Annotated in this window: 13 protein-coding genes and 3 pseudogenes; 11 read left to right on the forward strand and 5 right to left on the reverse strand. The window is 69.9% G+C overall.

The genetic code is table 11. From position 1 onward, the window contains the following. Positions 1 to 128: 128 nt before the first annotated feature. Positions 129 to 797 carry a phosphotransferase gene (locus tag A2U95_RS28305; protein ID WP_166028189.1) on the forward strand — a complete coding sequence of 223 codons (669 nt, stop codon included), beginning with the start codon at positions 129 to 131 and terminating at the stop codon, positions 795 to 797. 36 nt (positions 798 to 833) lie between these two features. After that, positions 834 to 1310, forward strand: a pseudogene (locus tag A2U95_RS28310) (monooxygenase); the annotation flags it as partial. A 347-nt stretch (positions 1311 to 1657) separates the two neighbouring features. Here A2U95_RS28310 and A2U95_RS28315 read toward each other — a convergent pair. After that, positions 1658 to 2101, reverse strand: a complete 444-nt coding sequence (locus tag A2U95_RS28315) for an Rrf2 family transcriptional regulator (protein WP_166028191.1) — start codon at positions 2099 to 2101, stop codon at positions 1658 to 1660. Positions 2102 to 2261: 160 nt separating this feature from the next. Here A2U95_RS28315 and A2U95_RS28320 point away from each other — a divergent pair, with 160 nt between their 5' ends. Continuing rightward, the gene (locus tag A2U95_RS28320; RefSeq protein ID WP_166028193.1) at positions 2262 to 2732 is read left to right on the forward strand and encodes a nuclear transport factor 2 family protein; all 471 of its coding nucleotides are present in this window, start codon (positions 2262 to 2264) and stop codon (positions 2730 to 2732) included. 611 nt (positions 2733 to 3343) lie between these two features. Beyond that, a pseudogene (locus tag A2U95_RS33090) lies at positions 3344 to 3514 on the forward strand (recombinase family protein); the annotation flags it as partial. Between the two features lie 351 nt (positions 3515 to 3865). Here the strand turns inward: A2U95_RS33090 and A2U95_RS28330 are convergent. Beyond that, complete coding sequence (locus A2U95_RS28330) at positions 3866 to 4786, reverse strand: SDR family oxidoreductase (protein WP_166028195.1); 921 nt, start codon at positions 4784 to 4786, stop codon at positions 3866 to 3868. Between the two features lie 51 nt (positions 4787 to 4837). On the opposite strand from A2U95_RS28330, the gene A2U95_RS28335 reads away from it, so the two are divergent. The 6 genes and pseudogenes from A2U95_RS28335 to A2U95_RS33095 all read left to right on the forward strand — a co-directional run. Next, complete coding sequence (locus A2U95_RS28335) at positions 4838 to 5485, forward strand: TetR/AcrR family transcriptional regulator (protein ID WP_206283089.1); 648 nt, start codon at positions 4838 to 4840, stop codon at positions 5483 to 5485. Between the two features lie 380 nt (positions 5486 to 5865). Further along, positions 5866 to 6504 (forward strand): LysE family translocator, encoded by a 639-nt coding sequence (locus tag A2U95_RS28340; protein ID WP_166028198.1) that lies wholly within the window; start codon positions 5866 to 5868, stop codon positions 6502 to 6504. Positions 6505 to 7304: 800 nt separating this feature from the next. Then, positions 7305 to 7754, forward strand: coding sequence for a MarR family transcriptional regulator (locus tag A2U95_RS28345; protein WP_240958267.1), 450 nt, complete (start codon positions 7305 to 7307; stop codon positions 7752 to 7754). A 5-nt stretch (positions 7755 to 7759) separates the two neighbouring features. Then, entirely contained in the window at positions 7760 to 8086 is a 327-nt protein-coding gene (locus A2U95_RS28350) for a cyclic nucleotide-binding domain-containing protein (protein ID WP_166028201.1), read from the forward strand. A 96-nt stretch (positions 8087 to 8182) separates the two neighbouring features. Continuing rightward, positions 8183 to 8800: a HEAT repeat domain-containing protein gene (locus A2U95_RS28355; RefSeq protein ID WP_206283090.1), complete on the forward strand. Its 618-nt coding sequence runs from the start codon at positions 8183 to 8185 to the stop codon at positions 8798 to 8800. A gap of 162 nt (positions 8801 to 8962) precedes the next feature. Beyond that, positions 8963 to 9169, forward strand: a pseudogene (locus A2U95_RS33095) (MDR/zinc-dependent alcohol dehydrogenase-like family protein); the annotation flags it as partial. Between the two features lie 25 nt (positions 9170 to 9194). Here A2U95_RS33095 and A2U95_RS28360 read toward each other — a convergent pair. Both A2U95_RS28360 and A2U95_RS28365 read right to left on the reverse strand, forming a co-directional pair. Beyond that, entirely contained in the window at positions 9195 to 10460 is a 1266-nt protein-coding gene (locus tag A2U95_RS28360; RefSeq protein ID WP_166028203.1) for a hypothetical protein, read from the reverse strand. Positions 10461 to 10464: 4 nt separating this feature from the next. Further along, on the reverse strand, positions 10465 to 11367 hold the full coding sequence (locus A2U95_RS28365; RefSeq protein WP_166028205.1) for an alpha/beta fold hydrolase: 903 nt from the start codon (positions 11365 to 11367) through the stop codon (positions 10465 to 10467). Between the two features lie 243 nt (positions 11368 to 11610). On the opposite strand from A2U95_RS28365, the gene A2U95_RS28370 reads away from it, so the two are divergent. After that, entirely contained in the window at positions 11611 to 13509 is a 1899-nt protein-coding gene (locus tag A2U95_RS28370) for an AMP-binding protein (RefSeq protein ID WP_240958269.1), read from the forward strand. Positions 13510 to 13917: 408 nt separating this feature from the next. Here the strand turns inward: A2U95_RS28370 and A2U95_RS28375 are convergent, their stop codons facing one another. Then, positions 13918 to 14187, reverse strand: a complete 270-nt coding sequence (locus A2U95_RS28375; protein WP_166028209.1) for a GlsB/YeaQ/YmgE family stress response membrane protein — start codon at positions 14185 to 14187, stop codon at positions 13918 to 13920. Positions 14188 to 14201 lie beyond the last annotated feature (14 nt).

Consider the following 14201-nt stretch of genomic DNA (forward strand, 5'->3'; position numbering starts at 1 on the left):
CGGGCAGGCGGCCGGGGCCCTCGAGCCTCGCCGCCGCTTGCCTGCGGCAACGCTTCCGGTCACTGGTGCGGCATCAGCCGACGTTCGCACTGTTGGCGGTTGGTATGCCGTCAGGACAGACTCACCGCATGGAGTTGATCGGACAGGGGCGGGACGCTGACGTGTACGCCCTGGACGAGTCCAGGGTGTTGCGGCGTTACCGGCAGGGGGGACCAACAGAGCTGGAAGCGCGGTTGATGACCCATTTGACGGCCTGTGGGTATCCCGTGCCGAAGGTGTACGGGATCACCGATACCGACATGATCCTGGAGCGGCTGACCGGGCCGACGATGCTGGATGTGCTGGCCCGGCGCCCATGGCGAGTCGGCTCCCTCGGCCGGACGTTGGGCCACCTGCACGACCGGTTGCATGCATTGCCGGCGCCGAAGTGGCTGCCCCAGCGGTTCGCGTCGGCAGGTGACGACCGGGTGCTGCATCTGGACCTGCATCCGGGCAACGTGCTCATGACCCGGCGAGGCCCCGTGGTGATCGATTGGCGCAACGCGGGCGCTGGTGATCCCGCTGCGGATGTGGCGATGACCATGGTGACCGTCGGCAGCGCGGAGGTTCCCGGACTGGCCTTCCGCCTGGGACGGAGCCTGCTTGTGCACAACATGCGCAAGGGCTGTCGGACCGATCCTGCGGGACGTGTCCGGGAAGTGGCCGAGGCCAAGCTGGCCGACCCGAACCTCACGCCTGCGGAGGCGGCGTGGCTGCGGTGTCGTGCCGACGGCCGGACCGGACAGCCGGGCTGCTGATCGGTGGCCGGCCGTGTGCGGGTCCGTGAGATCGATTACGACCTGTCCGGCCGCCGCCCGGCGGGACTCCTTGCCGCCGGCGACGCCCTGTGCACGTTCATCCCGATCTACGGGCAGGGCATGGCTGTCGCCGCGATGAGCGCGGTTGTCCTGCGTGAGACCCTGTCCGATCCGCGCCGGATCCCCACGACGCGGCGCGTGCAGAAAGCGCTCCTCGCGGCGTCCCGGCAGGCAGGGGACATCTCCGCCAGGTCGGACCGCCCGATGCCGGGCGCGGTGGGCAGTGCCCCGGCCTCCGGGCCGGCGGACCGCGTCGCCGGCTGGTACCTGCGGCGCGTCCTGGAGCGCTACCCCGGTGACCCGGTGGTGGGGACCGCCTTCCGCTCCGTACTGGGCCTCTGCGCACCCGTCACCAGCCTGTTCGTCCCCTCCGTGGACCGTGCCGTCCTCCTCCGGCCGCCCATGCCGACGCCGGCCGAGCCGCCGACGTCACCGGAGGAACCCGGGGCCTGAGGAAGTGCGGCAGCTGATGGTCTGTCCGGCTGTCCGGCCGGGCGGGCGGTCGCAGCCATCTGGGCCTGGCGGGGACGGTCTGGGCTTGTCGAGGTGCCCGTGCACCGTAAAACGGGGCACGCCGAATCTGTCGGGGATCTGCCGGACGGTCCTCTCCCGCTCGTCGTCGTAGAGCCGCTGGACGAGCACGGCCTGGTCCGCGGCGGGCTCGGCCTGCGCCCGCCGTCTGTTCCGGCGGCGGATCCAACGCGTTCGGCGCGGGATTCCGTCTCCACGCTCCCGTCACTCCGCCCCGGTGGACAGAACCCACGTCGAACCCTACGGTTCGCACGGGGTCGCCCAGCTGATCAGAGAGGCTGGTGAGGTGCCGCGAGTACGTCCCTGAGCACCTTCTCGAGCGTGACGCGGGCCAGTTCGTGTCTCAGGGTCTCCTCGATGTCCTGGTAGATGCCCCGCATTGCCGGCTGGATGCCGTGACCCACCACGCATCCCTGGTCCGGGACGGTGCGGTGCATCGCGAACAGCGGGCCGGGTTCCACTGCCTCGTACACGTCGAGCAGGGTGATCGACCCCAGCTCGCGCGCCAGCGACCAGCCCGCGCCCGCGCCCCGCCGGGACTCCACGAGCCCGGCCCTGCGCAGCTCGCCGAGCAGCCGCCTGATCACCACGGGGTTGGTGTTCGCGCTGGCTGCGATCTGCTCGGAGGTGGCGACCTCGTGGCCCTGGCGCTGGTAGAGACCGATCCAGGCCAGCGCATGGGCGGCAATGGTCAGCCTGCTGTTGGCGCTCATGATCCCTCCTCGGTCGCAACACTCCATGTTACGACAGCGCAGTCGTAACAGTGAAAGTTGCGACAATCTGTCGTAACGATTATCGTTACGACAGCCGGGAAGGGCCGATCAAGGACAAGCGCGGATCGTGAGCGTGTTGTGAACTCGAAGGAGAACAGGAATGGAAAGTAACGAAAAGATCATCCGCGAGGCTTACCGGCTCGCGGAAGGGAACGTTCTCGACGGTGACGGTTTCCTGGCCTTGTTCACCGAGGACGGGTCGTTCAACGACATGTCGACCTCGCAGAGTTTCCGCGGAGAGCAGATTCCTCAGGTGATCGCGGGCCTCGCCCGCTCGTTCCCCGATGTGCACCGTGAGTTGCTCGAGGTACATGCGTTCGGTGATGTCGTCGCCGTCGAGTTGCGAATCCAGGGCACGCATCTCGGAGGGTTTCCGACTCCGGCCGGCGAGATCCCGCCGACCGGGAACCGGATCGACGTGCCGGCGGCGGACCTCTGGTACCTCCGTGACGGAAAGATCGAAAGGTTCAATTGCTACAACTTGATGAGCGTGTGGCTTGATCAAATCGGGGTCCATTCCGACTTCAAGTCCGCAGTCGAAGCCGCCGAGACAGCAGCCACGACGGCGTAATTCTGCCGGTCAGCGCCGAGTGTGCGACAAGACACTCCCTTCTTCGGGCCGCATACCCGGCGCTGTTTCCTGAACGAAGTTGTTGTTCGCACCCAACCGCCGGCACGACCCGGCAGGCCGACTCATCGAGTATCAGCAGCCCTGGCCGGCAGGTAGGGCAATGATCCACATCGAGTGACGTTCTCCGGGCCCGCCTCCACGAGACACACGGCTGCGACGAGACCCCACCCCAAAGATCATCGAGGTACGCGGGGCCGGACTGCCCTTCCCATGCCGCCAAGCCCTGCGCATCCGACGCTGACCGTGGACGAGTTCCACGCGTGCGCGGACCGTGGAGGGCTCGGCCTGCCATGAGCCCGTGACGATCACGAGAACCGGCGCGGAGGCCGGGGCGTAAGAGACGGCACCACCCGCGCCCCTTGCTCCGCCCTTGGGCAGGACGACGACTCCCAGCTCGACGCCTTGCGGGCCACGGCATCCCGAGGGACAAGGTCTTCAGCGGGAGGATCAGCACCCGCGCCTGCGGAGGGCCCAGTTCGAGGAGCGCCCGTACGACGCGGGAGGTCAAGGCCCACTCCCCGCACTGCCGCGTCATCTTTGCCGTGTACGAGATGAAGCGGCTCGGCCGCGACGGCGCCGAACTCACCGCGCTCGCCGACCACCTCACCGCCCACGGCCTGGTCCTGGAGATGCTCGCCGGTCCCCTGCCCGGCATCTATGACCCCACCGGCCCCGGCAAGCTGCTGTTCGCGTTCTTCGCGGCGATGGCGCAGACCGAACGGGAGAACATCCGGGAGTCGACGCTGGAGGGGCTCGATACCGCGGCCCACAAGGGCAAGCACGGCGGCCGACCCCCGGTCATCACCGCCGACACACCCCACCCCCGCCGTGCACCGCGAGCTCCTCGCCCGCTGCCGGCCGCTCGACGGCGGCCAGGGCCTCCCCGCGGTCCCGGCCCAGTGCGAGGCCCGCCGCGCGTACGAGAACAGGGTCAGCGCCCTCACACCCTGAACAAGCTCGTTCTCACCGACAACCGCTGTACCGATGTTCCCCGAGGCCGGATACCGACTGTCCCGTCGGTCTCCGAGGCCGTCGTCCCGGACAGGAGGGCGGGTTGTCCGTTGACTGCGAGCTCACCGCTGACCGCACCGCAGGGGACGGAGCCGTTCGTGGGGTCCTCGTCGGCCAACGGCTTCCTTCGGGTGGTGGCGGCGCAGGTTGGCGGCGAGGACGCGGTCGAGCGTGCGGTCGGACAGCATCGGGCCCAGGCGCATGATCAGGGCGGCATCCCGGCCGGCGGTGTAGCGGGTGCGCGGTCTGCGCGCCGTCACGGCCTTCGTGATGACCCGGGCGGCGGCGTCGGCGGTCAGGCCTGAAGCGGTGCCCGAGCTCATCAACTTGTTGTTCGCCCGGACCAGGCTGCCGTAACGCTCGTCCTGCTCCGGCGTCATCCGGGCAGCCAGGTGGTTCGCCGTCTCGACCCCGCGGGCAGCCATCTCCGTGCGGACGCCGCCGGGCTCGACCACGACCACCTGTACGCCCAGCGGAGCGACCTCCCGGCGGAGCGAGTCGCTGACCGCCTCCAGGGCGAACTTCGCGCCGGCGTACGCGCCGTACGTGGCCATGGCGAACTTGCCGCCGACCGAGCTGATGTTGATCACACGGCCCTTGCTGCGCAGCAGCGCGGGCAGGAGCGCTTGAGTGACGGCGATGTGGCCGAAGAGGTTGACTTCGAACACCCGCCGCCACTCCGTCATCGGCAGGGTTTCGACCGGGGCGTTCACCTGGACGCCGGCGTTGTTGACGAGCGCGTGCAGCGCGCGCGGGTCGTCGGCGACCCGCGCGGCGAGTGCCTCCACCTGCTCGGACCTGGTGATGTCGAGGATGACCGGCTCGATGCCGGTCGATCGGATGGCGTCGGCGTCACGGTCGCGCCGCACGCCGGCCAGGACGTGAAATCCCTGGCGGGCCAGTTCGCGGGCGGCTGACGCGCCCATGCCCGTGGAGGCTCCGGTTACGACGATCAGCTTCTGGGTTTCAGATGACGTTGTCACCTCGATTACGGTACCGGTTCAGATGACACTGTCAACTGTATGATGGGCGTCATGACCACCCGTGCCGAGTCCGCCGCCGCCACCCGCCGCGCTCTGCTCGACGCGGCCGCCGAGCTCCTCGACCTCGGCGGCCCCGAAGCGGTCACCTTGCGCGAGGTGGGCGCGCGGGCAGGCGTGACCCGGGGAGCGCCGTACCGGCACTTCACGGGCAAGGACAGCCTGCTGACCGCCGTCGCGGCCGAATGCTGGGAACGGATCGGCGACCAGGTGCACGCCCTTCGGGCCGACCCGGCCCTGTCTGCCTCCGAGAAGCTGCGCGGCGCTCTCCGCGCCCTCATCGACGTCGGCCGCAACCAGCCGCACCTGTACCAGGTGTTGTTCAGGCGGCGCGCAAACCTTCCTGGGCAACTCGGTGACGGGATGGATCGCCTCCGGCGTCAGCTGTGCGGGCCGGAAGGCGACCCGGCCGTGGCCGACCGCGCGGCCGAACGCTTTCAGGACGAGTTCCTGGCCGTCGTCGCCGCCCTCGCGGGAGAGCGGAACGCACGGCATTACGGCGCCCTGCTGCTGGCCGGCGCCCACGGCATCGCGGGCATGGAGCTCAGCGGCCACCTCGACATGGACAAGTGGCACACCAGCGCCGACGAACTCGTCGACACCCTCGTCCGCATGGTCACGGACGCCGGCGAAATGACATAGCACCGCCCACGCCCCCTCGACGGCAGACGCCCCGTGCGAGGACGGCGAGGACCCGCGACGGGCCGATGCTCTCCTTCTCGTCCCGCTCGGCCTGCACCTCCTGGGTGCCTTCGCACTGCCGGTTGCGGAAGCCCGAGCGGCAGATCGACGCGCTTGCGGCCGCCGGGTGCCGGAAGATCTTCGCGGACAAGAAGACGGCAAGGACGGGCTCCGCCCGGAGCTGAAGGCGTGCCACGCCTTCCTCGGCCGGGAGACACCCTCTAGGTGCGGGGGGATGGGAAGGGCTTCGCCGGGGGTCCGGATTCTGCGCAGATTGCGTCTGCGTCTTCGACGGGGAATGGGCTGGAAGGGTGTCCCCTCCCCGTGCTTGCATGAGATTCATGGTGTCTGCTGACCGTCTACTGGCCTTCGCGGCCATGTCGTTCCTGCTGATCGTGATTCCGGGTCCCAGTGTGCTGTTCGTGATCGGGCGGGCACTGGCTCAGGGGCGCCGCGCCGCGCTGACGACGGTGGTGGGGAACACGCTCGGCACGTACGCGTTGATCGTGGCCGTGGCGCTCGGGGTCGGGGCGGTGGTGGAACGCTCGGTTCTTGTCTTCACGGTGCTCAAGCTGGCGGGTGCCGCTTACTTGGTGTTCCTCGGAGTCAATGCATGGCGTGAGCGTGAATCGTTGCAGGCAGCGGTCGCTGGGGTGGGTGTCGCGCAGGCGGGTCTGAGGACGTTTTGGGAGGGGTTCACAGTCGGCGTGACCAATCCCAAGACCATCGTGTTCTTCGCCGCCGTGCTGCCACAGTTCGTTGACCGTGGTCAGGGGCACGTCGCGGCACAGATGCTGCTGCTGGGTTTGGTCTTCAACATCATCGCGGTGGCGTCCGACATGGTGTGGGGGCTGGCCGCGGCCACTGCCCGGGACTGGTTCGCGCGTTCACCGCAGCGGCTTTCCCTGGTCGGTGGGATCGGCGGGCTCACCATGGTCGGACTCGGTGTCACCGTCGCCGTGACGGGGCGCAAGGACTGATCCACCCCAGCCGATCACGGAGACGGGCTGGACTGGTTTCCAGAACCACCATGTGCTTGCTGTCGTTCGCGGACGGTGTCGGTCTTCATCTGTTCGCCGACACGTGCGCTGTGCCGGACCACGCCTTCGAAATCGTCCGCCGTGACACCATTCGCGACGAGCGCGAGGTCACCACGGCGACCAGCATCAACGACATCGCCCGCGACCTGCTGCCTGACGCGGGCCCGCGGCCTACCCGGTCGGTGTCCCGCCCTCCCTCGTGCCCAGGAATCCTCGGCCACAGCGAAGTACCTCAGCGATGCGCCGCAGCCGACCGCCGGGGTTCGGAGGTACCTCAGCCCCGAGCCGGCATCAGCCATCCCTCCTTGGTGCCAATGCGCAGAAACCCCGTGGGGCAGTCAACCGAGCGGCGACACGCCCGGTGGCACCGCGAGGACCGGAGCGCTTGCGCGACGGCCCGCAGCGCCACCCATGCGTACGTGCGCCGTCGTCGCCGTCCTTTACGTGTAGTAAGAGCACAGAGCTTAGGCAGGGCTGTGACCTGCGGAAACGCAGAGAGCAACCCGATCCTGGAGTCGGGTAACCCGATCCACGAGTCGGGATGACCCGACTCTGGAGTCGGATCAGATAGCACCTTGAACATGCATATCGAGCCGATCCTGCGATCGATTCACTTAGCTATGCGGTAATGTGCTTTTTGGTAAGTGACCCGTTCCATCCAGCGGATCACTTCACCACCAGCGACCCGATCTGAGGGGCAGCACCGAATGGCACGGCCTGAACGGAAAGTCCTCGCGCATGTGGACCGCACCACAGGCGAGGTCGAGGAGCTCCCCCGCACTCCGTACGCCTTCGACGGCCCGCACGTGAACGTCGGAATCACCCGAGGCCGCGAGATGGCCTCGGCCCGGTCCGGGCTCACCGACCGCGAATTCCGCGTCGCCGTCTGGTACTGGTTCGCCACCGAAGAGTCACAGGGCCCGGTCATGAAGACCCAGGCCGAGATCGCCGAAGAGCTCGGTATGAGCGCCGACGCGCTCGGCCGCGTCATGAAGGTGCTGCGTAAAGCGCGGATCGTGGTCGAGACGGGAGGCGTCGGCCGGACGAAGTTCTACCGGTGCACGCCGTACCTTGCGTTCATCGGAACAGGTTTCGCGCATCGTGACGCAGTGAAGGATTGGAACCCGCCGAACCTGCAGGTACGCCCACCTCGCAACCACCGGCGGACTGGGCAGAAGGACGAGGACTGACCGAGATGAAGATCCACGACGCCGAGGACGTCCAGTACCTGCTGAGGACCACGGGTCGCAAGTTGAGCCCCAACCAGCGCCTCGTCGTGCTCCTTTATGCGTCGGCCGAGCAGAATCCGGACGGCACCGTGATGACACGTGCTACCGAGCTGGCCGAGACAGCCGGCATGACCCCGCCGGTGTTCTCCCGGACCCGCAAGGAGTTGTGCGAGGCAGGCTGGCTCGAGGAAACCGGCAAGTTCGGCCGCGTCAGTCTGTACCGGCTGAACCGCACCATGTTCACCGACCGGGGGGCGGCCGGGCGTCACCTGCACGCGGTCCGCACCGGCTGACGCGCGGCAAGCGGGTTCGGGTTCCGTGTCGCTGACAGAGCCGCCTGCGTGCCCCTCCCGACGTGCTGTGGGTGCGCGTCCGGTCGTCCGGGGGCCGTGGACATCAGCGTCGTCGTGGGCCTGGGATGGTTCGGACAGTTGTGTGCCATTGAGGTCTTCACCGCGCTGCAGGATCCACGGCCGGGAGAAGTACTGATCGACCTGCTGGACAGCGAGAGCCCCACCGTTCGGCAATGGGCAGCCGAAGCCCTGGCGGACCTGGAGATCCAGCGTGCCGTGCCGGGACTTCAGCGAGCCCATGAAGCCTTTCGGCAGCGAGGTGAAGCCCCCGACGACAGCGAAGGAGTGGCACTTCGCGAGGCACTGTACGATCTCGGCGCCCGTGACGTCGTGCTCCCCTCCCGGGCCGCCGCGTTGCGGCGCTCGCTGGAGAACTTGGACCCGGCATGGCCGACAGTTCACCTCGCCGAAGTCATTGGGCAGCTTGCCGCTCACGGTCAGGCAGTGCTCCATTTCCAGGTATGGCAGGTCATGCCCGATGGTGGGATCTTCGGAGGCCGTGGGCCGGGCATCGACTGGGAGATTGACCGCCGGCTGCCCTGGGACCGGATTGTTGCCGACTGCCGGGACTGGGCCTTGCCGGCAGCCGAAGTGGCCGACAAGGCTCCGGATTTAGTGGCAACGATCTACTGGATCGATGCCTCGGATCTGTGATGGTCAGTGGCAGTCGGCGGTTGCCGCCAGCTCCTCATGCCGGTGTGGGAATTGCGCCGCGAAGCGCGGTCGCGAGCCACTCGACGCCGGACAGGTCGGCGTCACGGCGGACCTTGACGGCTTCGCCCTTGAGGTTGAAGCGCACCTGGTACTTCTCCTCGTACTCGCGGCCCGACGCGCGTCGCGACGGTCGCCGACCACGCGGGCGGGCAGCGCCTGGGCACGCACGTGCTCAACGCGGAGAACGACCCCACCCTCCTGTCCGCGGCCGCGGAACTGGGCCGGCAGGGCCGCTACACACCCCGTGTCGAACAGACCTACCACCTGGAGCGGATCGTCGACGCCCACGCGCACGCCGAGCGCGGACGCATCGGCGTGGCACGTCCGCCCCGCCCTACGCCCCGCGTGCCGCACCCAGGACATCGGTCATCACCGAGTGGACCGGCTCGCCGTCGAGGAGCTTCCCCAGCTCCTCGACACCCTGCCGCTGTTGCGCCGGGGTCAGCGAGACGTGGTGCTCGATGCGTTCGTTGAAGGTGCGCCGGTACCTCGCGTAGAGCCCCTCGTCCTCCCGGACGCGGCCGGCCAGCGCGACCAGGGCCGAGGTGCCGGCGAGGTCGTCCTCCGGCAGCGGGTGGCCCGGCACCACGTCCGTGAAGCGGCAACCGCCACGGCCGAAGAGGGTGCCGTCCAGGGCCCGCATGGTGAAGACGTGGGCGTAGTGCTGTTCGTGGACGGCCAGGGGCAGCCGGCCGAGGGCGATGGCCTCGTGGAGTGCGGTGAGGCCGGGGGCCATGAGGTGGTGCGGGGTGCGCGCCGCGACCCGGAGGAGTTCACGCTGGCGCAGGAGGCGGCAGTGGGCCTGCCGGCCCGCGGCCGAGAAGGTCCGCTCCCGGCCCTCGCCGAACGGACCGCCGCACACCAGGACGCGGCGGAACCGAGGCCAGTCCCGCAGCAGGTCCGGGATCCACCGGTGGAGCAGGAGCAGGTAGTCGTTGTTGACGTCGAAGTCCAGGAGGAAGTTCTTGAACCCGCCGACGTTGATCAGCAGGTCGTGCTCCGGAGCGGGTCCGGCGGTGCGCACGACGGCCCGCAGGCCCTCGACGTCGACGATCCCCCCGGTCAGGCGTACCCGGGAGCCGACGCCCGGACCGGCGAGTTCCACCGCGCGCTCCATGACGCCGGGGAAGTTCTGCACGACGCTGTGGTCGGCCAGCAGGTGGGCGGCCACGATGCGCTCGTGCGGCGACAGGTCTGCCAGGTGACGGTCGGCGGCCGCGTGGTTGGAGCGTGGCATGGTCGCGCAGAGCTCACGGATCCTCTCCAGGGGCCGTGCGAGCTGCCAGAAGCTGAAGAGGCTGTCCACCATGGCCACGGGACGCCGCGCCACGACGGCCCGGACCACCAGGTCGGCGTCCATGACGGAGACCACGTGATCGCTGCCCCGCAGCAGGGTGTCGGTCAGCTCCGCCCGGGCCTGCGGCGGCATCCCGGTGGTGTCGTACACGCCGTCGAAGGCGTCGGGGTTGCGCCGGGCGAAGACGGCGCCGACGCCGTCGCCGACGAACGTCCGCCCGTGCCCGGGCAGGCGCCGGGACACCGCGACCAGTTCGGAGACCGGGCCGAAACCGCAGTTCTGCGCGCCCATCAGGATCCGCACGGCGTCACGCTCCCCCACCGGTTGCGCCGCCGGCGGGCCCGCCGCTGCCGCCTCCGGCCGGCCCGCCCGTCGCCCCGCCGGCGAGCTCCTGCGGGCGTTCCGCCGCGCCGGGCGCGGCGGCGAGGAGTTCGACGAGCCGCGCGGCGAAGTCGGCGGGGTACCTCGCGTATCCGACGTGCCCGCCCGGGAACAGTTCGACGTCGCGGCCGAACCGCTCGGCGAGGGCGAGCACGGGCCGGTGCACGAGGTCTTCGCGTGAGGCGTGGCCACCGGCCCACACCACCTGGTGAGCCACGTCGCCGAGCGCGGCCAGGTCGGGCACGAACCGTGTGAACGGGCGGATGAAGTGGGTCAGGAAGAAGTCGGTGTTGTCGTGCACCTCGGGCAGGGGCGGTGCGGGCCGGCCGCCGTGGAGGGCCTGCAGCTTGACGAGGGCGGACGCCATGCCCTCGCGGAGGTGCGTGTCACGGATGTCGTCGAGGAGGGCCAGGTGCCGTTCCGCGTCGGGGAGGATGCCGAGGACGGGAGGTTCGTGGGCGACGGCCAGCCGGATCGTCCCGGCGTGGCGGATCGTGAGTTCCATCGCGACGAGTCCGCCGGAGCAGCTTCCGAAGACGTTCACGGGCTCGTCCTCGCCGACGAGGTGCCGGATCAGCCGGAGCGCGTCGTCGGCGTGCTGCTCGACCCTCTGGTCCACCCGGGGGCCGTCGAGCACGCTGCGTGAGTTGCCGCGCGGGTCGTAGGTGACGACCCGGTGGTCCGACGCCAGGACGGCCGCCAGGCGCTTGTAGACCGACGCGTCGGAGTTCCCCCCGCCGATGAGCAGCAGGAGAGGGCCCTCACCGCGTACTTCGTAATAGATCTCCGCGCCCGGCACCGCCAGCGTTCCGCTCTTCGAAGGGTTCATCACGCTCCCGGAACACGCCCGATGGGTGGATCACAGCGTGTCACGGGGGACACGGACGGTGACAGGGCGCGCGGGAGCCGGCACCGCCCGCTTTCCGCGCCTTCGCGGTCATCCGCGCTTCCGCTGCGTCGCCGCACTTCCCGCCGCACCCGCGCGCCGGTCTCGCGGCCGGAAGCGGTGGGGATACCGATCACGCGCATGCCGCCGAGGAACGGCTCGGCTCCTGAGGCGAGGAGAACCCGGTTGACGGGCATCGAAGAGATCCGAAAAATCCTGCGTGACCTGGGAATCGGCGAAGAGTCGCTGCGCGACGACGCACGGCTGCGGGCCGATCTCGCACTCGACTCCGTCGATCTCACGCAGATCCAGATCGAGCTGGAGGACCGGTTCGCCACCCACGTCGATCTCTGGACCGCGCACGACCTCACACTGGGGCAACTCGCGGATGCCGTCGGCGAGCCCGTTCCTGGTGCCGGTGCGGCCAGGGAGTACCGCGACCGCGGCTGGTGGCGGCCGGAGTTCCTGGACGACCTCGTGCTGGGCACCGGCGTGCACGACGGCAACCGTGCGGCTCTCGTCGGCGGCGGCCGCACCTTCACCAGGGCCGGGCTCGGGGCGGCGGTGTCCGGCTGTGCCGCGGGGCTGTCGCGCTCCGGCGTCCGGCCCGGCGAGAACGTGCTCGTGCAGCTGCCGAACCGGATCCAGCTGGTCGTTCTGGTCCTCGCGCTGATCAGGCTCGGCGCGCGCCCGGTGCTGGCCCTCCCCTCCCTGCGGGAACACGAACTCGACACGGTGCTCACCGCATTGGCGCCGACCGCGCTGGCCGTGCCGGCCCGGCACCGGCGTTTCGACCACCTGGGGCTCGCCGAGAGGCTCCGCGAGCGGCATCCGTCCGTGAGGACGCTGCTGGTCACGGGCGCCACCGGCCCGGCCGACGGCCAGGTGCGCATCGACGACCTCACAGCGGCCGCCGATCCGGCACCCGCGGAACCGGCACCCGCGGAACCGGCTGCCGTTGATCCGGCTCCGTCGCGCGCCGGCGTCGTGGAGGCGGTACGGAGCCCTTCGGACACCGCGCTCTTCCTCCTGTCCAGCGGGACCACCGGCCCGCCGAAGCCCATCGCCCGCTCCCACGAGGCGCTCGGTCACCTGGTCCGCGTGTCGGCGGCGGCCTCGGAGCTGACACCCGAGTCGGTGTTCCTCGCCGTCCTGCCCGCGACCCACGCGTTCGCCTTCTGCCATCCCGGGATCCTCGGCACGCTCGCCGGCGGCGGGAAGGTGGTGCTCGCCGCACCGGACGACGCGGTGGAGGCCATGGCGCTGATCGAACGGGAACGGGTCACGCACTGCGCCCTCACTCCGGCGCTCGCCCGGCAGTGGCTGACGGCCCGGGCCGCTGCCGGCACCCGCGATCTGTCGAGCCTGCGCGTGCTGCAGGTCGGCGGGGCGCGCCTGGACGAGTCCACGGCCGCCGAGCTGGCCGACGTGTTCGCCTGCCGGATCCAGCAGGTGTACGGCATGAGCGAGGGCCAGTTGAACTTCACCCGTCTCGACGATCCGCCCGAGGTGGCCTTCACCACCCAGGGGCGCCCTGCCTCGCCGGGTGACGAGATCCTCGTGGTGGACGGCGAGGGCCGGCCCGTCGAGGACGGTGAGGCCGGCGAACTTCTGGTCAGGGGACCGGGAGTCGTCACGGCGTACCACGGTGACGTGGGAGCCGCGTCGTTCACCGCCGACGGCTTCTACCGCACCGGCGACCTCGTCCGCCGTCATCCGTCCGGGAACCTTGTCGTCGCCGGGCGGCTGAAGGACGTGATCAATCGCGGCGGGGAGAAGATCCCGGCGGACGAGCTCGAGGCGCTGGTGCTGTCGCATCCGGGCGTGCGGGCCGCCGCGGCGGTGGCGATGCCGCACCGGGTGCTGGGTGAGGCCGTCTGCCTCTACGTGGTGGGCGGAGACGAGGGGGCGGCGGCGCCGTCCCTGCGGGAGATCCGCACCTTCCTGGAGGGCCGGGGGCTGGCCCGGTTCAAGCTGCCGGAACGTCTGGTCGAGGTTCCGGCGCTGCCCCTGACCGCGGTCGGCAAGACGGACAAGGCAGGGCTGCGTGCGGACATCGCCGCCCGGGTGGAGGCCGAAGCCTGACGGGGCGGGGCGGCGACGACCGGACGGGCACCCGCTCCCCTGCTCGGGACGTTGCCGCCGTCGTTCCCGCGCTGTGTCGTCCCGGCCGAGGGGAAGGAGGGAACGAACCACCGCCTGAACCCGGTCACCACCGTGCGGGTGGTCAGGGCGTCGTCGATGCGGACCGAGCGCACGCCGCCGGCGCGGTCGGGGAAACCCGCTCCGGGCGGCGAGGGCGGCCTTGGTCCGGGCGAGGCCGGCGCGGCGCGGACGGGGTGAGGTCCGCAGGATGCGCCCGGCGGCCGACGCGATCCCCTTCCCCCGGAGAGCACCCGGTCCCCGGGCGCGCACGGAGAAGGAAGCACCCCACCACGACGAACGGCTCCCCTCTGAAAAGAGGGGAGCCGTTCGTCGTGGTGGGGGAGGCCGTCAGGCGTGTCGTCGGTTGTTGGTGACGAGGCGGTAGATGGCCAGGAGGATGACGGAGCCGATGATGGCTGCGATCCAGGTGGAGATCTCGAAGAAGCCGTCGATGGAGTCGACGCCGAATATGACCTTGCCGAGGAAGCCGCCCAGCAGGCCGCCCGCGATGCCGATCAGAATGGTGATGATGACGCCGCCGGGGTCCTTGCCCGGCATGATCGCCTTGGCGATGAAACCGGCGATGAGGCCGATGAGAATCCACGCGATGATGCCCATGATGCGTCTCCTAC

The sequence above is a fragment of the Streptomyces chilikensis genome (genome assembly GCF_001642695.1).
Lineage (GTDB): Bacteria > Actinomycetota > Actinomycetes > Streptomycetales > Streptomycetaceae > Streptomyces > Streptomyces chilikensis.

Bases quoted from the DNA above. Each gene is read 5' to 3' on its own strand.
- A2U95_RS28335 (WP_206283089.1), top strand. From the start codon at position 4,838: ATGACCACCCGTGCCGAGTCCGCCGCCGCCACCCGCCGCGCTCTGCTC.
- A2U95_RS28365 (WP_166028205.1), bottom strand. From the start codon at position 11,367: ATGAACCCTTCGAAGAGCGGAACGCTGGCGGTGCCGGGCGCGGAGATC.
- A2U95_RS28305 (WP_166028189.1), top strand. From the start codon at position 129: ATGGAGTTGATCGGACAGGGGCGGGACGCTGACGTGTACGCCCTGGAC.
- A2U95_RS28320 (WP_166028193.1), top strand. From the start codon at position 2,262: ATGGAAAGTAACGAAAAGATCATCCGCGAGGCTTACCGGCTCGCGGAA.
- A2U95_RS28315 (WP_166028191.1), bottom strand. From the start codon at position 2,101: ATGAGCGCCAACAGCAGGCTGACCATTGCCGCCCATGCGCTGGCCTGG.
- A2U95_RS28375 (WP_166028209.1), bottom strand. From the start codon at position 14,187: ATGGGCATCATCGCGTGGATTCTCATCGGCCTCATCGCCGGTTTCATC.
- A2U95_RS28350 (WP_166028201.1), top strand. From the start codon at position 7,760: ATGAAGATCCACGACGCCGAGGACGTCCAGTACCTGCTGAGGACCACG.
- A2U95_RS28340 (WP_166028198.1), top strand. From the start codon at position 5,866: ATGGTGTCTGCTGACCGTCTACTGGCCTTCGCGGCCATGTCGTTCCTG.